This is a genomic window from Janibacter hoylei PVAS-1 (genome assembly GCF_004025845.1).
Lineage (GTDB): Bacteria > Actinomycetota > Actinomycetes > Actinomycetales > Dermatophilaceae > Janibacter > Janibacter hoylei.
Map to the genome: position 1 here is coordinate 114,228 of NZ_PIPF01000005.1, position 18,007 is coordinate 132,234.

Below are 18,007 nucleotides of genomic sequence, written 5' to 3' on the forward strand. Positions count from 1 at the left end.
ACGACCACCACGCCCGACGAAGGGAGCAGCGCCCGTGAGCGAGGACCCGCGCCGGTCGATCCCGCGCACGGACACGCTGCTGGCGGATCCCCCCTTCGTCGCGGCGGCGGAGCGTCTCGGTCGGCCGGTGGTGCGCGCGGCGATCGTCGCGGCCCAGCAGCGGGCGAGGGCCGGCGAGATCCCGCCGGAGGACGTGGCCGGTGCGGCGCTGGCGTCGCTCCCGGCCCGGGCCTCGTCCCTGAGGCCGGTGCTCAACGCGACGGGCGTCGTGGTGCACACCAATGTCGGGCGAGCACCCTTGTCCCCCAGCGCGATCGAGGCCGTCGTCGATGCCGCCGGCTACGTCGACGTCGAGATGGACCTGACGACCGGGGCGCGCAGCCGACGGGGTGCCGGCGCGTTGGCCGCACTGCTCGAGGCCGTGCCCGACGCGGCTGGTGCGCTAGCGGTCAACAACGGCGCGGCCGCCCTCGTGCTCGCAACGACCGCCCTGGCCGCCGGCCGCGAGGTCGTCGTCTCGCGCGGCGAGATGGTCGAGATCGGCGACGGTTTTCGTCTGCCCGACCTCATCGCCTCGACCGGCGCGCGCCTGCGCGAGGTCGGCACGACCAACCGGACCCACCTGCGCGACTACGCCGACGCGATCGGCCCCGAGACCGGGTGCGTGCTCAAGGTGCACCCGAGCAACTTCCGCGTCGACGGCTTCACCACGTCGGTCGGGCTGGAGGAGCTGCGCGGGCTGACCCGGCCCGACGGCTCACCGGTGCCGGTCGTCGCCGACATCGGCTCCGGGCTGCTGACCCCCGACCCACTGCTACCCGACGAACCCGACGCGACGACCTGGCTGCGCGCCGGCGCGACGATCGTGACCGCCAGCGGCGACAAACTGCTCGGCGGGCCCCAGGCCGGCCTCGTCCTCGGTGACGCCGAGGTCGTCGAGCGGCTGCGCCGCCACCCGCTCGCCCGGGCCCTGCGGGTCGACAAGCTCACCCTCGCCGCGCTCGAGGCGACCGTGCGTGGCCCAGTGCCACCGGTCACCGCAGCCCTGCGCGCGACCGCCGACGAACTGCGGCCGAGGGTCGACGCCCTGGCCGCGGCGCTGCATCGTGACGTCGTCGGAGTCGACGGCCGCGTCGGGGGTGGCGGTGCCCCCGGCGTACCGCTGCCCGGCTGGGCTCTCGAGGTGCCCGTCGAGGCGGTCGAGCGGCTGCGGCGGCCCCCGGGCGACGTGCCCGTCGTGCTGGCCCGGGTCGAGGGCGGCCGGGGCCTGGTCGACCTCCGGTGCGTGCCGCCCGAGCGAGACACCGACATCGAGCGTGCTCTACGAGCGGCGTTGGGCGACAGCGCTGCCCACGACGCGACCGGCGCGGGGCCCCCTTCGTCATGAGGCGGGTGCTCGCGACCGCCGGCCACGTCGACCACGGCAAGTCCACGCTCGTTCGCGCCCTCACCGGGCGCGACCCCGACCGGCTCGCCGAGGAGCAGGAGCGCGGCCTGACCATCGAGCTCGGCTATGCGTGGACGGCGCTGCCGGGCGGGGCCGAGGTGGCCTTCGTCGACGTGCCGGGGCACCAGCGGTTCGTCGGGACGATGCTGTCGGGGCTGGGGCCGGCGCCGGCCGTGGTCTTCGTCGTCGCGGCGGATCAGGGCTGGCAGGCGCAGAGCAGCGAACACCTCGCGGCCGTGCGGGCGCTCGGCATCACCGACGGGCTGCTCGTCATCGCCCGCTGCGACCTCGCCGACGACGACCGCATTGCAGCGGTCCGTGGCGAGGCGGGTCGGCGCCTGGCCGGGGCCGGTCTCGACGTGCCGGCGGTCGAGGTGGCAGCGTCGAAGGGGATCGGCCTCGATGACGTGCGCACCGCGCTCGCCGACCTCGCCGCCCGGCTGCCCGAGCCGGATCCCGCTGCGGCAGTGCGACTCTGGTGCGACCGGGCCTTTTCGGTATCGGGTGCGGGCACCGTCGTCACGGGCACGCTCGGGGCCGGCACGATCCGCACCGGCGACCGGCTGCTGCTGCTCGACCACGGCTCCACCCGCGAGGTGACGGTCCGCGGGCTGCACAGCCAGGACGAGGCCCGCGACGAGGTCGGGCCGGTGTCACGGACGGCCGTCAACCTGCGCCGCGTCGATCAGGTCGGGCGCACGGCCGCCCTGCTCACCCCTGGGGCCTGGGCGCTCGCCCCGACCGTCGACGTGCGGCTCACCGAGGTGGGTGGCGCGCCTGGCCGGCATTTCCCTAGGGAAATACGGAAGGAGACGCATTTCCCTAGGGAGATGCGACCGGGGACGCATGTCCCTAGGGAAATGCCACAGGGTGCGCACGACCTCGAGGACGGCGCGGGGGTGCCGGAGCAGGCGACGCTGCACGTGGGGTCGATCGACGTGCCGGTGCACGTGCGGCCGCTCGGTGACGACCTCGCCCGGCTGTCGGCGCGCGTAGATCTGCCGTGGCGGGTGGGCGACCGGGCGATCCTGCGCGACCCGGGCAGCCGGCGGCTGTGGGCCGTGCGGGTCCTCGACGTCGACCCGCTCCCGCTGACCCGACGCGGTGCCGCCGCCCGCCGCACCGAGGCCCTGGCCGGAGGTGATCTCGCGACGACCCGTCTGCGCTCCCGGTCGGCAGATCGCGTCGCCACTTTCGAACGACTGGGCCTGCCGGTGCCGAGCACCGCTGTGCGGCAGGGCGACTGGCTGGTCGACTCCCGGGCTTGGGAGTCATGGCGAGCCGAGCTCGTCGAGTCGGTCGCCGCCCACCACGGTGCCGATCGCCTGAGCGCAGGGATGCCCGTCGCCGAGGCCGCCAGGGCACTGCTGCTGCCGGAGCACCTCCCTGCGCCGCTCGGCCCCGAGCTCGTCCGCAGCCTCGTCTCGGGCACCGACCTGACGATCACCGGCGGCCGGGTCCACGATCCGTCCGCGGCCGGCCTCGGTCCCGCGGGGGTGGGGGTCGCGGCGGTCGAAGGGAGGCTGCGGGACTCCCCCTTCGATGCACCGGAACGGGGCGACCTCGACGACCTCGGCCTAGGGCCTGCTGAGCTCGCCGCGGCCGCGCGCCTCGGGCGGCTGCTGCGACTGCCCGACGACGTCGTGCTGCTGCCCGACGGTCCGGCCCGGGCGATGCGGGTGCTGGCGGGGCTGGAGCAGCCCTTCACCCTGAGCGCCGCCCGGCAGGCGCTCGGCACGACCCGCCGGGTGGCCGTGCCGCTGCTCGAGCACCTCGACTCACGTGGCTGGACCCGACGGGTCGACGGATCGCTGCGCGAGGTCGCGCGATAGTAAGTAGCCCCGGCGTGGCCCTCAGGCAGCGGCGGGAGCCACCTCGAGGGACGTCGTGACCGGCACGCCCAGCGTCAGGTTGTCGAGGACGGGGCAGTGCTCGGCGACGGCCTGCTCGAGGCGGCGGTAGTCCGCCTCGCTCGCCGGGCCGGCGACCCGGATTCCTAGCTCGATCCCTTGGAAGCCGGGGCGCACGGTCTCGTCGGTGCCGAAGAACCCGGCGAGGTCGATCGTGCCCTCGAGGTCGACGTCGATGGAGTCGACCGCGATGCCGAGCTTGCCGGCCCAGACCTGGTAGCTGATGACGGTGCACGATGCGAGGGCGGCGAGCAGGTGCTCGATCGGGTTTGCGCCCCGGTCGGCGCCGCCGAGGCTCTCCGGCTCGTCGATGGTGAACTCGTGCTGGCGGGAGGTGATCGCGACCTCGGTCCCGGTGACGAGGCGGCCCTGCACGCTCGAGGTGAGGACGGTCGATGCGGTGGCGGACATGGGTGCTCCTGTGTGGGTCACGGGGCGGCAACGCCCCTCGCTTGGCCCGGTCGGTCGACCGCGCCCAGGTCCTCACCCGGGGCACCCCACCGAAGGGAGGAGGGTTGCCGCCCAGCCAGCCGGGGCTTCGCGCTGGGACTCATGACCTACCCATAACGTGACATGATCCGATCCATAATGTCCAGTTATGTATTGGAGGGTGGGACGGGGCGCCCGAGCTCAACCGTGAAGAGCGGCAGGAAGAGCTGTGCCAGCGGCCCGATGGCCACGGCGTAGAGGATCGTGCCGACCCCGACGGTGCCGCCCAGCAGCCAGCCGACGGCGACCACGGCGACCTCGATGCCGGTGCGCACGCCCCGGATCGAACCACCGGTGATGCGAGCCAGGCCGGTCATCAGACCGTCGCGCGGGCCGGGGCCGAACTGCGACCCGATGTACATGCCCGTCGCGACGCCGTTGAGCACCACGCCGCCGAGCAGCAGGACGACCCGCCAGACCGTGCCGGACGGCTCGTCGAGGATCGACAGCACGAGGTCGGCCGACGGACCGATGAGCAGGGCGTTGCCGATCGTGCCCAGACCGGGCTTCTGCCGCAGGGGGATCCAGCCGAGCAGCACGAGCAGCGAGACGCCGATGACGATCGTGCCGAAGCTCAGCGGGATGTGGTGCGAGACGCCGACGTGCAGCACGTCCCACGGGATCTGCCCCAGGGTCGCGCGCAGGACCATCGCCATGGACGCCCCGTAGAGGAAGAGCCCGGCGAGCAGGAGCGGCAGGCGCACGCCGAGGCGGCCGGCGCGCAGCTGCTCGATCGGGCCGATGTCGGCGAGGGCCCGGCCGTGGGGCAGGCGGGTGGCAGCATCCTTGGTCACGGGGTCACCCTGCACCCGGGCGGCCACGATGTCGACCTTTGCCGGCCCTTCGAGACGGTCGCTGAGCGACCTCCTCAGGGACCACCTTCGAGACGGTCGCTGAGCGACCTCCTCAGGGACCACCTTCGAGACGGTCGCTGAGCGACCTCTTCAGGGACCACCTTCGAGACGGTCGCTGAGCGACCGCCCACGCGGAACGTGGGACCCGCTCAGGGACCGGGTGGCATCAGTCGCCCTCGGTCTTGCGGCCTCGGGAGACGACCTTGCGATCGGGCGTGAAGACGACCTGCGAGTCCTTGCCCTCGTAGTCGAACTGGTTGAGGAAGAAGCGGATCGCGTTGATCCGGCCGCGCTTTTTGTCGTTGGACTTGATGACCGTCCACGGCGCGTGGCGGGTGTCCGTGCGGCGGAACATCTCCTCCTTGGCCTCGGTGTAGGCCTCCCACTTGTCGAGGCTCTCGAGGTCCATCGGGGAGAGCTTCCACCGGCGCACCGGGTCGATCTGGCGGATGGCGAAGCGGGTGCGCTGCTCCTGCTGGGTCACCGAGAACCACAGCTTGGTGACGTGCACCCCGGCGTCGGCGAGCATCCGCTCGATCTTCGGGGCCTGGTCCATGAAGCTCTCGTACTGCTCGTCGCTGCAAAATCCCATGACCCGCTCGACGCCCGCGCGGTTGTACCAGGAGCGGTCGAAGAGGACGATCTCGCCGCTCGTCGGCAGGTGCTGGATGTAGCGCTGGAAGTACCACTGCCCGAGCTCTCGTTCCGAGGGCTTGGTCAGGGCGACGACGCGGGCGCCTCGCGGGTTGAGGTGCTCGGTGAAGCGCTTGATCGTCCCGCCCTTGCCCGCGGCGTCGCGGCCCTCGAAGAGCACGACGAACTTGCGCCCCGTGTCCTGCGCCCAGTACTGGAACTTCAGCAGCTCGATCTGCAGCAGGTACTTCTGGACGTCGTACTCCTCGCGCTCCATGAGCTCGTCGTACGGGTAGTTCTCCCGCCAGGTCTCGACGGCCTTGCCGTCGGGGGCGATGAGCATCGGGTCGTCGCCCTGGTCGTCACGCACGGTGTAGCCCTCGACCGTGAGCCGGTCGATGTACTCGCGGAGGTTCTGCTGCATGGGTCATGGATACCAAGGTCAGGTTGACGGAAGGTGGACACCAGACGACGCGAACCCCGTGGGTCACCGTGCAGGAGGGCATCGTCCACCCGAAGGGGGCAGCCAGCCCGACGACGTCATCACGCAGCGCTCCACTGGGCCGGCCACCTGCTCGACGCGCGTGAGCGTCTGCGATGGTGGGGGCATGAGGTGGCCCTGCGACAACACCTTCGTCCGCGACCTCGGCTGGCTCGGGGTCCGGGTCGACCCGGTCCCCGTGCGCGCCCCCGAGCTGTTGGCGCTCGACGACGGCCTCGCCGTCGAGCTCGGCCTCGACCCGGAGGAGCTGCGCTCCCCAGAGGGGGTGGCCGTCCTCGCGGGCAATGCCATCGCCGACGGCTGCGAGCCGATCGCCCAGGCCTACGCCGGACACCAGTTCGGTCATCTCTCCCCGATGCTCGGCGACGGTCGGGCGCATCTGCTCGGGGAGGTCGTCGACACCCACGGCCGACGCCGCGACATCGCACTCAAGGGGTCCGGGCGCACTCCCTTCTCCCGGGGCGGTGACGGCCGTGCGGCCCTCGGCCCGGTGCTGCGCGAAGTCCTCGTCTCCGAGTTCATGCACGCGGTCGGCGTCCCGACGACGCGCGCCCTGGCCGCCGTCGCGACCGGTGAGCAGGTGTTGCGTGAACGGCCCCTGCCCGGCGCCGTCCTCACCCGGGTCGCGGCCTCGCACCTGCGCATCGGCACGCTCGTGCTCGTCGCGAGCCAGGGCAGCCGCGAGCAGCTCGCTGCCGTCGTCGAGCACGCGCGCGCCCGCCACCACCCCGACGTGCCGCCGCGGGACCCGATGGCGCTGCTGTCCGCGGTCGTCGAGCGACAGGCCGCACTCGTCGCGCAGTGGATGTCCCTCGGCTTCATCCACGGGGTGATGAACACCGACAACATGACCCTCTCCGGCGAGACGATCGACTACGGCCCGTGCGCCTTCCTCGACGCCTACGACCCGGAGACCTTCTTCAGCAGCGTCGACACCGGTGGCCGCTACCGCTACTCCGCGCAGCCGACGATGGCGACGTGGGGTCTGGCGCGGCTCGCCGAGTGCCTCATCCCGCTCGCCGAGGGCGAGGCCGACGACCTCGTGACGCAGGCGCAGGAGCGGCTCGAGGCCTTCACCCCGGCCTACGAGCAGCACCGGCTCGACCTCTTGCGGCGCAAGCTCGGCCTGAGCCGCGCTGTCGCCGAGGACACCGGGCTCGTCGAGGACCTGCTGCAGGTCGCGGCGGCGGAGGCGCTGGACTTCACCGGCCTCTTCCGCGACCTCGCCCGGGTGCTGCGCGAAGAGCCGACGCCGACCCTGGACCGCATCCAGGACCTGCCGCGGTGGCAGATTTGGCAGGACCGGTGGCGGACCCGCCTGCACGGCGAGGGCAAGGACCCCGCGGCCAGCGCCGCGATCATGGATGAGACCAACCCGGTCCACATCCCCCGCAACCACCTCGTCGAGGAGGCTCTCGCCGTGGCGCACACGGGCAACCTCGCCCCCTTCGAGCAGCTGCTGGAGGCGCTACGGTCCCCCTTCGACGAGCGGGAGGAGTGGGGGCGCTACGCCGAGCCGGCCGACCCCGACTTCACCCGCGGCTACATCACCTACTGCGGGACCTAGGACACTGGGCCCATGGGCAAGAAGGCGAAGGGCGGCGCCACCCCGGCCACACGAGCGCTGGCCGCCGCGGGCATCGAGTTCACCGAGCACCCGTACGACCGCGACCCGCGGGCCGAGTCCTACGGGCTCGAGGCCGCAGAGGCGCTCGGGGTCGAGCCCGCTCGGGTCTACAAGACGCTGCTCGCACAGACCGACCTGCCCCGCGACCACGGGCTCGTCGTCGGCATCGTGCCCGTCGACCACCAGCTCGACCTCAAGGCCCTCGCCGCGGCCGTCGGCGCGAAGAAGGCCGGCATGGCCGACCCAGCGCTCGCCGAGAAGACCACCGGCTACGTCGTCGGCGGCATCAGCCCGATCGGCCAGAAGCGCTCTCTGACAACGGTGCTCGACGAGTCAGCCCTCACCCACGACACCGTCTTCGTCAGCGGTGGGCGGCGGGGGCTGGACCTGGAGCTCGCGCCGGGTGACCTCGTCGACGTCACCGGGGCGATCACGGCCGCCATCGCAAAGGGGAGCTGACTCCTCCTTCGTCGGTCAGCGGAGGCGGTCGACCTGGCTGACGCACCCGATCGGCAGGTCACCGCCGTAGACGTGCGGGAAGAGCTCGTCGCCACCGAGGACCGCCGGCTCGTAGCGCACGTCGAGGCCGTGCCCCTCGAGCGAGGCCTCGTCGATCGTCAGGACGAGGAGCGGCTCGGTGACGTCGGCGTAGAAGCGGGCCACCACCCCGTCGCGCTGCTCCGCCGACCCGCTGCAGTGCATGAACCCCTCCTCGGCGATCGTCCGCCCGCGCGTGGACACGGGATAGCTGCCGGCGGACTGCGCCGCCTGCCAGTCGGACTCGAGGGCGATGTGCTGGAGGGTCATGGCTCCCATCCTGCCGCGTCGGACGTCAGACCTTGATGCCGATGTACTTCGTCTCGAGGAACTCGTCGATGCCGGTGAAGCCGCCCTCGCGGCCGACGCCGGACTCCTTGATCCCGCCAAAGGGGGCGGCGGGGTTGGAGACGACGCCCTGGTTGAGGCCGACCATGCCGGCCTCGAGCGCCTCGCTTACCCGCAGACCGCGGTCGAGGCCTTGGGTGAAGACGTAGGAGATCAGGCCCAAGGGGGTGTCGTTGGCCAGCGCGATCGCCTCCTCCTCGGTGTCGAACTCGGTGATCGCCGCGACCGGGCCGAAGATCTCGGCGCTGCCCATCTGCGCCTCCGCGGGCACGCCGGTGAGCACGGTCGCCGGGTAGAAGTAGCCGTCGCGGTCCGCGGGGGCGCCGCCGAGCTGCGCGGTCGCCCCGCGGTCGAGCGCATCGCGGACGAGCTCGTCGACCTTGTTGACCGCCTTCTGGTTGACGAGCGGGCCGACGACGACGCCATCCTCGACACCGCGCCCCATCGGCAGGGCACCCATCCGCTCCCCCAGGCGACGGGCGAACTCCTCGGCGACCGGACGCTGCACGAGGATCCGGTTGGCCGCGGTGCAGGCCTGGCCGATGTTGCGCATCTTCGCCGCCATGGCCCCGTCGACGGCGACGTCGAGGTCGGCGTCGTCGAAGACGAGGAAGGGCGCATTGCCGCCGAGCTCCATCGACGTGCGCATGACGGTCTTCGCGGCGAGCTCGAGCAGGTGCTTGCCGACCGGGGTCGACCCGGTGAAGGAGATCTTGCGCGAGCGCTGGTCGAGGATCATCGGGCGCATGACGTCGTCGCTCTTGCTCGTCGTCACGACGTTGACCACACCCGTCGGCAGGCCCGCCTGCACGAGGATGTCGGCGAGCGCGAGGGTCGACAGTGGGGTTTCGGCGGCGGGCTTGACGACCGACGTGCACCCTGCGGCGATGGCCGGCCCGATCTTGCGGGTGCCCATCGCCATGGGGAAGTTCCACGGGGTGATGAGGATGCACGGGCCGACCGGCTGCTTGGCGACGAGGAAGCGCGAGCCGCCCGCCGGCGCGGTCATGTAGCCGCCGTCGATGCGCACGGCCTCCTCGGCGAACCAGCGGAAGAACTCGGCGGCGTAGGCCACCTCCCCCTTCGCCTCCGCCACGGGCTTGCCCATCTCGAGGGTCATGATCAGCGCCAGCCGGTCGACGTCGGCGAGCATGAGGTCACGGGCCCGGGTGAGGATCTCGCTGCGCTCGCGGGGCGGCACCTGAGCCCACTCCGCCTGCGCCGCGACGGCGGCGTCAAGGGCCGCAGCGGCCTCGTCGGGGTCGGCGTCGGCGACCTCGACGAGGTGCTCGCCGGTCGAGGGGTCGTCGACCGGCATCGTCGCGCGGGTCGTGCGCCACTCGCCCCCGATGAAGAGGCCGGTGGGCACCGAGGCGATGGCCTCGCGCTCCTGCTCGCGGGTGACCTGTGGCGTGTCGGTGGTCGTCATGGAAGGCTCCTTCGTCAGCGTCCTTGCCGTCTCCCCAACCGTAGACGTATTGTCAACAATCAGACGAACAACCCGACCTCGGAGGTCCCGATGACAGCGCTGTCCCCCCTGCTGAAGCAGGCCACCCCCGTGACGATCGACCACGCCCTCGGCTCGGAGGTCTTCGACGTCGACGGCAACCGCCACCTCGACTTCACCTCCGGCATCGGCGTCGTGAGCACCGGCCACTGCCACCCCAAGGTCGTCGCCGCCGCGCAGGAGCAGGTCGGCAAGCTCATCCACGGCCAGTACACGACCGTCATGCACCAGCCGCTGCTCGCCCTCGTCGACAAGCTGCAGGGGGTGCTCCCGGCACACCTCGACAGCCTCTTCTTCGCCAACTCCGGCAGCGAGGCGCTCGAGGCCTCCCTGCGCCTCTCGCGCCAGGCGACCGGTCGGCCCAATGTCATCGTCTTCCACGGCGGATTCCACGGCCGCACCGTCGCGACCGCGACGATGACGACCTCCGGCACCCGCTTCTCAGCCGGCTTCAGCCCGCTCATGGGCGGGGTGCACGTCGCCCCCTTCCCCACCGCCTACCGCTACGGCTGGAGCGAGGAGGAGGCCACCGCTTTCGCGCTCAAGGAGCTCGACTACATCCTCGCGACGCTCACCTCGCCGCAGGAGACCGCCGCCTTCATCGTCGAGCCGGTCCTCGGCGAAGGGGGGTACATCCCCGGCAACACCGCCTTCTTCCAGGGTCTGCGCGAGCGGGCCGACAAGCACGGGATCCTCCTCGTCATGGACGAGGTCCAGACCGGCTTCGGCCGCACCGGCAAGATGTTCGGTCACCAGCACTTCGACGTGCAGCCCGACATCATCACGCTGGCGAAGGGGATCGCCTCCGGCTTCCCCATCTCCGGCATCGCGGCGAGCGAGGAGCTGATGAGCAAGGCGTGGCCGGGCTCGCAGGGTGGCACCTACGGCGGCAATGCCGTCGCGTGCGCCGCGGCCGTCGCCACCCTCGAGGTCATCGAGGAGGAGGGCCTGGTCGCCAACTCCGCCGAGCGCGGGACCCAGCTGCTCGAGGGCGCGAAGGCCGCCGCCGTCGACGGGATCGGCGACGTGCGCGGCCTCGGCCTGCTCGTCGGCAGCGAGTTCACCGCGGCCGACGGCACGCCCGACACGGCCCGCGCCCAGGCGGCGCAGCAGCTGGCCGCCAAGAAGGGCCTGCTCCTGCTCACCTGCGGCGCCCACATGAACGTCGTGCGAATGATCCCGCCGCTCGTCGTCACCGCCGAGCAGGTCGACGAGGCACTCGACATCTGGGGCAAGGTCCTCGCCGAGGTCTGACCCCCCTTCGCCCGTCAGACCGTCGCGGGCCCCCCCTCTGACGTCGTCCGATGCGCCGCGGGGTCCCGGACACCGTGCCGATCGGGCAGTGGGTCGACGGTCGCGGCCAGCGGCTCCACCGCGAGGTCGCCGAGGAGCTCGGCGACGGCGGGGGCGCCCCCCCGCCTGCTACTCGGGCACTGGCGCCTTCGTCCTCGGCAAGAGCCACCCGGCCGTCCGCACGCACGACAAGGGCCTGATCGCCAAGGGGCTACGACCGCCACCACCACGGCGACGGCTACCAGGCGGGCTCGACCTTCCGACGTACACCCGGCGCAACGTCCAGGACGTCCAGAGGGCCAGGGGCGGGTCCGGCGCAGACACCGACGGTTACCCCGGCCCCGACGAGCGGACCGTGTGCTTCACGCGCTGGATGCAGGCCGACGCCGACGGCAACTTCACCTTCCCGCGGCAGCGTCCGTACTTCTACACCTTCAAGGTGCGCTGAGGCACCGACCGTGCGGGCTCCGGGTCAGCCGGCCAGCACGCCCTCGACCCACCGCGCCGCGGCGAGGACGAGGCCGTCCGCGTGGCGCGGGCCGATGATCTGCAGGCCGACCGGCAGGCCGGCGGAGGTCGTCCCCACGGGGATGCTGATCGCCGGCTGCTGGGTCATGTTGAAGGGGTAGGTGAAGGGGGTCCACCGGGCCCAGTGCGTCATCCCGCTGCCCGGCGGGACGTCGTGCCCCGCCTCGAAGGCCGGGATCGGCATCGTCGGGGTGATGAGCAGGGGGTGCTGCTCGTGGAAGGCACCCATGGTGATGCCGAGCTGGGCGGCGACGGCCCGGGCCTCGAAGACGTCGATGCCGCTCACCGACTCACCGAGGTCCCAGGCCCGACCGAGTCCGGGGTCGATGGTCTCGCGGGCCCCCGGCATGGTCCGCAGGAGCGTCGCGGCACTGGCCCCCCAGAGCAGCTCGAAGGCGTCGAAGGGGTCGGCGAAGCCCGGGTCGGTCGCGGTGACCGGCATCCCTGCCGCGTCGATCGCCGCCACCGCGGCGTCGCACACCCGAGCGACCTCGTCGTCGACGTCGATCCACCCGAGGGTCCCCGAGTAGGCGACATGGAGCCCGGAGACGTCGCGGGTGGCCTGCTCGCGGAAGGGCGTCGACGGCACGTCGAGCGCCGTCGGGTCACGGGGGTCGGGCTGCGAGATGACGTCGAGGAGCAGCGCGGCGTCATCGACGGTGCGGGTCATCGGGCCGGCGTGCGCGAGGGGCCCGAAGGGGCTGGCCGGAAACATCGGCACCCGGCCGTGCGTCGGCTTGAAGCCGACGATCCCGCAGAAGGAGGCCGGGATGCGGATGCTGCCGCCGGCGTCGGTCCCGACGGCGACCGGCGCCATCCCGGCGGCAACCACCGCGGAGGCACCTCCGGAGGAACCACCCGCGGTCATCCGGGGGTCGACCGGGTTGCGCGTGACACCGGTGAGGGGCGAGTCGGTCACGCCCTTCCAGGCGATCTCGGGTGTCGTGTTCTTGCCGACGAGGACCATGCCGTCGGCGCGCAGACGAGCGGTGACCGGGGCGTCGACGTCCCACGCCTGGTCAGGGTCGATCGACCGCGAGCCGCGCAGGGTGGGCCACCCCCGGGTGAGGAAGATGTCCTTCATCGAGGTGGGCACCCCGTCGAGCAGCCCCTGGGGTGCGCCAGCCTGCCAGCGGGCCTCGGAGGCGCGGGCCTGCGCGAGGGCCCCCTCACGGTCGACGAGGCACATCGCGTTGACCTGCCCGTCGACCTCGTCGATGCGGTCGAGGACGGCCGTCGTCGCCTCGACCGGTGAGAGCTCCTTGGCGCCGTAGGCGGCGAGGAGCTCGACGGCGGTCATCTCGGTGGGCGTCATGCGGTGCTCCCGTCGGTCGGTACGTATCCCAGCGAGGTGTCGACGACGTGACGCAGCGGCTCGTCGTCGACCCACCGAGCGAAGTTGTCGGCGAAGAGGCGCACGAGCTCGTCCCGCCAGCCGATGAAGTCCCCGGAGCTGTGAGGGGTGATGTGCACCCCAGCCAGGTCCCACAGCGGGTGGTCCTGCGGGAGAGGCTCGGTGTCGAAGACGTCGAGAGCCGCGCCGGCGATCGTCCCGGAGCGCAGCGCGTCGACGAGGTCGTCGGTGACGACGGACTCCCCCCGACCGACGTTGATGAAGCGGGCGTGGTCGGGCATTGCGCGGAAGGCCGCTGCGTCGAACATCCCCCGGGTCGCGTCGGTGAGAGGGGCGATGCACACGACCCAGTCGGCAGCGGCGAGAGCGTGGTGCAGGTCCTCCTGCGCGGTCACGGTGCCGAAGTCGGGGTCGTCGTCACGGGCACGTCGGCCGGAGCCGGAGACCTCGACGCCGACTGCGCGCAGCAGCCGGGCGATCGCCCGGCCGATCTGGCCGGTGCCGACGACGAGTGCCCGCGTGCCGGCGACCCGCTCGGACTCGCGGTGCACCCACCGGTGGGCCTGCTGCAGCCGGGTCGACTGCGGCAGGTCCTTGGCGAAGGCGAGGACCTGGGCGAGGACGTACTCGGCGATCGAGGCGTCGAAGACGCCGCGCGAGTTCGTGAGCACGACGTCGCTGTCGCGCACCTCCGGCGAGAGGATCGCGTCGACCCCGGTCGAGGCGACGTGGATCCACTCGAGCGCGTCGGCGGCCGGCCAGGCGTCGGGGATGGCGGTGGAGAAGAAGTCGTAGGCGAAGAGCACCTCGGCTCCGGCGATCGCCTCGGGCAGCTCCTCGGCGGTCGCGTAGCGCACCTCTCGGGCGCGCTCGACGACCGGCGCCATGACCTGCTCGTCGGGGAGTTGTCCGTCGTGGAGCACCACGACCACGGGCTGGCTGGGCATGTTGACAACGTAGGAGCCGGGTTCATAGATTGTCAACAATCTGGCAATCACGAAGGCAGGGACATGCCCGTCAGCGATCTCACGCCCCACCCACGCCGCTCGACCGTGGAGTACCTCGCCGACGAGCTGCGCGAGGCGATCATGTCCGGTCGGCTGGAGCCGGGCGAGCAGCTGGGCGAGGCGGACCTCGCCGCCCGCTTCGAGGTCTCCCGTGGCCCGGTGCGCGAGGCGATGCAGCGACTGGTGTCCGAGGGGCTGCTCCAGGCGATCACCAATCGCGGCGTCTTCGTCAACGAGCTCACCCTCGACGACGTCCGCGACGTCTACCGCACGCGCTCGGTCATCGAGCGGGGAGCCCTCGAGATCGTCATCGCCGACCGACGCCGCGAGTCGACGGCCGACGAGCTCGAGCGCGTCGTCACCCGGATGCGACGGGCCGCGGCGAAGGGGGACGGCCCCGCCGTCTCGGACGCGGACCAGCACTTCCACGAGGTGCTCGTCGAGGCCTCGGCCAGTCCCCGCCTCATCCGCGCCATGCGGACCCTGATCGTCGAGACGCGCATGTGCTTGGGGGAGCTGCGCACGACCTACGGCGACCTCTGGACGCAGGTCGACGACCACGAGGCTCTGCGGCAGGCGATCCTCACCGCGCCGCCGGCCCGCGCCAAGGCGGCCCTCCAGGCGCACCTCGACGACGCCGTGCAGCGGATCGTCGCCAAGCGGGGCTGACGGCCGCGTCCGGCCGCCCCGACCGACCTGCCTCCGGCGGTCAGCGAGCCGAGCGGGACTCAAGGGATGACGATCTGCGCCCCCTCAAGGGCGCGCAGGTTGCTCGATGCCAGCGCAAACCCGCTCTGCCGCATGGGGATCCGGTCGCAGGTCCAGCGCTCGGCGAGGACTGCGACCTTGGCGCGCATCTCGGCCGAGAGGCGGTCGAAGGAGTCCCGGGGGTCGCAGCCGACCTGCCCCTGGAGCAGCCACCAGGCCCAGGCGGCAGCGCCGGCGTTGGCGATGAAGTCGGGCACGACGACGATGCCGCGCTCGGTGAGCGTGTCCTCGGCACCCCAGGTCGTCGCGGCATTGGCCGCCTCCACGACGACCCGCGCGACCACCTGGTCGACGTTGTCCTCGCGGATGGCGTAGGAGACGGCGGCCGGGACGAAGATGTCGGCCTCGATGCCGACGATCGCGTCGCGCGGCAGCTGCTGCACGTGTGCCGGCACCTGCGACCGGTCGATCTCGCCGTACTCGTCGCGCAGGTCGAGCAGCGCGGGCACGTCGAGGCCGGCCGGGTCGAAGAGGGTGCCGCGGGCGTCGGCGACGGCCGTCACCCGGGCACCCGCCTCGTGGAGGTACCACGCCGCGCCGCCACCCATCGTGCCGACGCCCTGGATCGTGATCGTCGTGTCCCGGGTCGCCCAGCCGAAGCCGTCGGCCGCGCCGAGGCAGGCCTCGGCGACCCCGTAGCCGCCGATGACGTCGCCGAGCGGGTAGCCGTCGGTCATGACCTCGAGCCCGGCCTGCACCCGGGCGAGGGTCGCCTCCGGCTGCGGCGAGCGCGAGATCGCCGCGTGGAAGGACTGCGAGAGGCCCACCTCGGCAAAGACGTCGTCGATGAGCTGCTGGGTCACGCCGAGGTCTTCGGCGGTGACCCAGCGGCCGTCGAGCCACGGGCGCATCGCGGTGAAGAATCGCGTGAGCACACCGAAGGCCCGCGGGTCCTTGGGGTCGAAGTCGACGCCCCCCTTCGCTCCGCCGACGGGCAGGCCGAAGGCCGCCGTCTTGGTGGCCATGCCACGGGCCAGGTCACCGACCTCGCTGATCGTGCAGCCGGCCCGCATGCGGGTGCCACCGGTGGCGATGCCGCCGACGAGGGTGTGGACGACGAGGTACCCCTGCGCGCCCGTCACGGGGTCGACCCAGGTGATCTGGTGCGCGGGCTCGCGGTCGACGAAGTCGTGTGCCGGGTTGGTCGTGTGGGTCGCCGTCATGGTGATGACCGCCAATCTGAAAAGGGGGAGCAGTACGGCCAGAGTCAGCGCGTGACCCGCCTCACGTCCAGTTACAGAAGGTGCACGTGATCGTGCACCCGGCCTGCACGATCACGCGCCTCCCGCCCCAGCAGCGGGCCGCGGCCTACTGTGGGCGGATGGAGCTGTCCCTGCGACGCCTGCAGATGCTGCGCGAGCTGCACCGGCGCGGCACGGTGACCGCTGCCGCGCAGGCCCTGCACTACAGCCCGTCGGGCGTCTCCCAGCAGCTCGCCCAGCTCGAGCGCGAGGTCGGGGTCAAGCTCATCGAGCGCCACGGCCGGCGGGTCCAGCTCACCGAGCTCGGCCTGCTCCTGTCCGACCACGCCGAGGAGATCCTCGGCTCGGTCGAGCGCGCGACCGCCGCGATCGAGCAGGCCCAGTCGGGCATCACCGCCCGGCTGAGCGTCGGGGTGTGGGCGTCGGTGGCCTCGGGCCTGCTGCCCCGCGCGCTGTCCTCCCTCGCCGTCGAGCACCCCGGCATCCGGGTGCACACGAGCGAGCTCGCCCCCGAGGAGACGGCCGACGCGGTGCGCGACGGGCTGCTCGACCTGTCCTTCGTCATCGACTACTCCGGTCACCCCCTCGACCGCGACCCGGCGCTGCAGTGGTCGGTCGTGGCCGTCGAGCGCCTGCACGCCGCGGCGCCGGAGGGTGCCCTGCCGGGCGAGAGCGTGTCGCTCACCGCGCTCGCCGACTTCCCGTGGATCCTCGCCGGGCCGCGCTCGCACTTCGGCCGGGCGGTGCGGGTGGAGTGCCACGCCCACGGCTTCGACCCGCGGATCGTGCACACGGTCGAGGAGCAGTTCACTGCCCTGGCGATGATCGCGAGCGGCCTGGGCGTCACCCTGGTCTCCGACCTCGGGCTCACGCTGCTGCCTCCGGGCGTCGACGTCATCCCCCTCGACGAACCGATCCTGCGGACGGTGTCCATCGCCCAGCGGGCCAGCTCCACCCCGCGACCGTCGATCGACCTCTTCGTCGAGGCCGTGCGCTCCGCAGCCGCGGAGCAGGGCCTCACCGGGGTCGGCTGAGCAGCAGCGCGGCGCCGGCCCCGATCTGCCAGATGATGACGGCGTCGACGGCGAGCCGCTCCGCCAGCCCGAAGCCCCCCACCCCGACGAGGACGAGCGCGAATCCGAGCACGGAGACCGCGGAGCACGCCCCGGTCCAGGCAGCGAGCCCCCGGTGCCGAGCGGCCAGGGCCGCGGTGAGCGCGAGGAGCAGGAGCGTGCCGCCGCCGATGGCGAGGGCAGCGCCGAGGCCGTGCCCGTTGGCCCGCTCGGAGGTCAGCCCGGTGGGGACGAAGCCGACGACGACGGTCCCGATCCCGTGGGCGAGGGCGAGGGGCAGGACGAGCCACCGCCACCGCGGGACGAAGGGGGCGAGCACCACCGTCGCGAGCAGCACCCGCACGCCGGAGGCGACGAAGGTCGCATTCATCGCCGCGTACCGCGTCGACTCGCGCGAGCCCTCGCCGGTCCACATGACCTCGGGGACGCCGAGGGTGCTGATCGCGTCATCGGTCCAGCTGTAGGGCAAACCCCGCCAGCCGGCGACGGCCCAGGCCTCGCCGAGCAGGTAGGCGACGGCGAGGAGGAGCAGCGCCCCGCCGAGCCGTCGTCGGGCGGTCATCCGGCCGAAGGGGGCTGCCCCGGGTCGTCGGAGCCTGCGTCAGAGCCCGGGGCGTCGGTCGACTCGGACGCAGCCGCCGCAGGGTCGGGCCGCTGGTCGGCGACCAGGTCGACGCCGGCCGCCAGGCCGGAGCGGACCTTGCCGAGCAGGTCGGTGGCGCGGCCACCGGTCACCCGGTCGGCTTCGCTCTCGGCCCGGTCGAGCAGCCCGTGGGCCTGCTCACGGTGGTCGTCTGCGTAGGTGCCGACGAGGCTGACCGCCTCCTGGGCCAGCCTCGAGGCGGCCGCCCCGGCGGCCGCGAGGTGCTTGTCGAGCTCGAGGTCCTCGATCGCCTTGCGGGCGTCTCGCTTGTCATCGGTCACGGGA

17 protein-coding genes and 1 riboswitch are annotated in these 18,007 nt (G+C 72.5%); of the genes, 7 read left to right on the top strand and 10 right to left on the bottom strand.

Going from position 1 to position 18,007, the window contains the following annotated elements:
* Nucleotides 1-34 precede the first annotated feature (34 nt).
* Together selA and CWN80_RS05750 are read left to right on the top strand one after the other, a co-directional pair.
* Entirely contained in the window at nt 35-1,387 is a 1,353-nt protein-coding gene (gene selA / locus CWN80_RS05745; RefSeq protein WP_007926452.1) for an L-seryl-tRNA(Sec) selenium transferase, read from the top strand.
* Nucleotides 1,384-3,279 (top strand): SelB domain-containing protein, encoded by a 1,896-nt coding sequence (locus tag CWN80_RS05750; RefSeq protein ID WP_040881008.1) that lies wholly within the window; start codon nt 1,384-1,386, stop codon nt 3,277-3,279. The genes selA and CWN80_RS05750 overlap by 4 nt, the downstream gene beginning before the upstream one ends.
* A gap of 21 nt (nt 3,280-3,300) precedes the next feature.
* Here the strand turns inward: CWN80_RS05750 and CWN80_RS05755 are convergent, their stop codons facing one another.
* From CWN80_RS05755 to ppk2, 3 genes are all read right to left on the bottom strand, one after another.
* Complete coding sequence (locus tag CWN80_RS05755; protein WP_007926456.1) at nt 3,301-3,768, bottom strand: OsmC family protein; 468 nt, start codon at nt 3,766-3,768, stop codon at nt 3,301-3,303.
* Nucleotides 3,769-3,800: 32 nt separating this feature from the next.
* Nucleotides 3,801-3,915: riboswitch (SAM riboswitch) on the bottom strand.
* Nucleotides 3,916-3,953: 38 nt separating this feature from the next.
* Nucleotides 3,954-4,640, bottom strand: a complete 687-nt coding sequence (gene yczE / locus CWN80_RS05760; protein ID WP_051987921.1) for a membrane protein YczE — start codon at nt 4,638-4,640, stop codon at nt 3,954-3,956.
* Nucleotides 4,641-4,866: 226 nt separating this feature from the next.
* The gene (gene ppk2, locus CWN80_RS05765; RefSeq protein WP_007926458.1) at nt 4,867-5,757 is read right to left on the bottom strand and encodes a polyphosphate kinase 2; all 891 of its coding nucleotides are present in this window, start codon (nt 5,755-5,757) and stop codon (nt 4,867-4,869) included.
* 184 nt (nt 5,758-5,941) lie between these two features.
* On the opposite strand from ppk2, the gene CWN80_RS05770 reads away from it, so the two are divergent.
* Both CWN80_RS05770 and ybaK read left to right on the top strand, forming a co-directional pair.
* Nucleotides 5,942-7,402, top strand: a complete 1,461-nt coding sequence (locus tag CWN80_RS05770; protein WP_007926459.1) for a protein adenylyltransferase SelO — start codon at nt 5,942-5,944, stop codon at nt 7,400-7,402.
* Between the two features lie 12 nt (nt 7,403-7,414).
* The gene (gene ybaK, locus CWN80_RS05775) at nt 7,415-7,921 is read left to right on the top strand and encodes a Cys-tRNA(Pro) deacylase (RefSeq protein WP_007926460.1); all 507 of its coding nucleotides are present in this window, start codon (nt 7,415-7,417) and stop codon (nt 7,919-7,921) included.
* 15 nt (nt 7,922-7,936) lie between these two features.
* On the opposite strand, the gene CWN80_RS05780 is transcribed toward ybaK, so the two are convergent.
* Both CWN80_RS05780 and CWN80_RS05785 read right to left on the bottom strand, forming a co-directional pair.
* Complete coding sequence (locus tag CWN80_RS05780; RefSeq protein ID WP_007926461.1) at nt 7,937-8,269, bottom strand: DUF952 domain-containing protein; 333 nt, start codon at nt 8,267-8,269, stop codon at nt 7,937-7,939.
* A 25-nt stretch (nt 8,270-8,294) separates the two neighbouring features.
* The gene (locus CWN80_RS05785; RefSeq protein WP_007926462.1) at nt 8,295-9,776 is read right to left on the bottom strand and encodes an NAD-dependent succinate-semialdehyde dehydrogenase; all 1,482 of its coding nucleotides are present in this window, start codon (nt 9,774-9,776) and stop codon (nt 8,295-8,297) included.
* A gap of 90 nt (nt 9,777-9,866) precedes the next feature.
* On the opposite strand from CWN80_RS05785, the gene CWN80_RS05790 reads away from it, so the two are divergent.
* Entirely contained in the window at nt 9,867-11,108 is a 1,242-nt protein-coding gene (locus tag CWN80_RS05790) for an aspartate aminotransferase family protein (RefSeq protein WP_128277004.1), read from the top strand.
* Between the two features lie 511 nt (nt 11,109-11,619).
* Here the strand turns inward: CWN80_RS05790 and CWN80_RS05795 are convergent.
* The gene (locus CWN80_RS05795; protein ID WP_007926464.1) at nt 11,620-12,990 is read right to left on the bottom strand and encodes an amidase; all 1,371 of its coding nucleotides are present in this window, start codon (nt 12,988-12,990) and stop codon (nt 11,620-11,622) included.
* Nucleotides 12,987-13,976 (bottom strand): D-2-hydroxyacid dehydrogenase, encoded by a 990-nt coding sequence (locus tag CWN80_RS05800; RefSeq protein WP_007926465.1) that lies wholly within the window; start codon nt 13,974-13,976, stop codon nt 12,987-12,989. Before CWN80_RS05800 ends, CWN80_RS05795 begins: the two co-directional genes overlap by 4 nt.
* Before the next feature lie 63 nt (nt 13,977-14,039).
* On the opposite strand from CWN80_RS05800, the gene CWN80_RS05805 reads away from it, so the two are divergent.
* Complete coding sequence (locus tag CWN80_RS05805) at nt 14,040-14,705, top strand: GntR family transcriptional regulator (protein WP_007926467.1); 666 nt, start codon at nt 14,040-14,042, stop codon at nt 14,703-14,705.
* A gap of 59 nt (nt 14,706-14,764) precedes the next feature.
* On the opposite strand, the gene CWN80_RS05810 is transcribed toward CWN80_RS05805, so the two are convergent.
* On the bottom strand, nt 14,765-15,967 hold the full coding sequence (locus CWN80_RS05810; protein ID WP_051987923.1) for a Glu/Leu/Phe/Val dehydrogenase dimerization domain-containing protein: 1,203 nt from the start codon (nt 15,965-15,967) through the stop codon (nt 14,765-14,767).
* 86 nt (nt 15,968-16,053) lie between these two features.
* On the opposite strand from CWN80_RS05810, the gene CWN80_RS05815 reads away from it, so the two are divergent.
* Entirely contained in the window at nt 16,054-17,040 is a 987-nt protein-coding gene (locus CWN80_RS05815; RefSeq protein WP_007926473.1) for a LysR family transcriptional regulator, read from the top strand.
* Here the strand turns inward: CWN80_RS05815 and CWN80_RS05820 are convergent.
* A complete protein-coding gene (locus CWN80_RS05820; RefSeq protein WP_007926474.1) occupies nt 17,024-17,641 on the bottom strand; it encodes a DUF998 domain-containing protein in 618 nt (205 codons plus the stop codon). The two genes, CWN80_RS05815 and CWN80_RS05820, sit on opposite strands and share 17 nt — an antisense overlap.
* On the bottom strand, nt 17,638-18,003 hold the full coding sequence (locus CWN80_RS05825; RefSeq protein WP_007926475.1) for a hypothetical protein: 366 nt from the start codon (nt 18,001-18,003) through the stop codon (nt 17,638-17,640). Before CWN80_RS05825 ends, CWN80_RS05820 begins: the two co-directional genes overlap by 4 nt.
* Between the last annotated feature and the right edge of the window lie 4 nt (nt 18,004-18,007).

Excerpts from the sequence above, each read along its gene's own strand:
- CWN80_RS05750 (WP_040881008.1), top strand. The coding sequence starts at position 1,384 with ATGAGGCGGGTGCTCGCGACCGCCGGCCACGTCGACCACGGCAAGTCC.
- CWN80_RS05755 (WP_007926456.1), bottom strand. The coding sequence starts at position 3,768 with ATGTCCGCCACCGCATCGACCGTCCTCACCTCGAGCGTGCAGGGCCGC.
- ppk2 (WP_007926458.1), bottom strand. The coding sequence starts at position 5,757 with ATGCAGCAGAACCTCCGCGAGTACATCGACCGGCTCACGGTCGAGGGC.
- CWN80_RS05770 (WP_007926459.1), top strand. The coding sequence starts at position 5,942 with ATGAGGTGGCCCTGCGACAACACCTTCGTCCGCGACCTCGGCTGGCTC.
- ybaK (WP_007926460.1), top strand. The coding sequence starts at position 7,415 with ATGGGCAAGAAGGCGAAGGGCGGCGCCACCCCGGCCACACGAGCGCTG.
- CWN80_RS05780 (WP_007926461.1), bottom strand. The coding sequence starts at position 8,269 with ATGACCCTCCAGCACATCGCCCTCGAGTCCGACTGGCAGGCGGCGCAG.
- CWN80_RS05785 (WP_007926462.1), bottom strand. The coding sequence starts at position 9,776 with ATGACGACCACCGACACGCCACAGGTCACCCGCGAGCAGGAGCGCGAG.
- CWN80_RS05790 (WP_128277004.1), top strand. The coding sequence starts at position 9,867 with ATGACAGCGCTGTCCCCCCTGCTGAAGCAGGCCACCCCCGTGACGATC.
- CWN80_RS05795 (WP_007926464.1), bottom strand. The coding sequence starts at position 12,990 with ATGACGCCCACCGAGATGACCGCCGTCGAGCTCCTCGCCGCCTACGGC.
- CWN80_RS05800 (WP_007926465.1), bottom strand. The coding sequence starts at position 13,976 with ATGCCCAGCCAGCCCGTGGTCGTGGTGCTCCACGACGGACAACTCCCC.
- CWN80_RS05805 (WP_007926467.1), top strand. The coding sequence starts at position 14,040 with ATGCCCGTCAGCGATCTCACGCCCCACCCACGCCGCTCGACCGTGGAG.
- CWN80_RS05810 (WP_051987923.1), bottom strand. The coding sequence starts at position 15,967 with ATGACGGCGACCCACACGACCAACCCGGCACACGACTTCGTCGACCGC.
- CWN80_RS05820 (WP_007926474.1), bottom strand. The coding sequence starts at position 17,641 with ATGACCGCCCGACGACGGCTCGGCGGGGCGCTGCTCCTCCTCGCCGTC.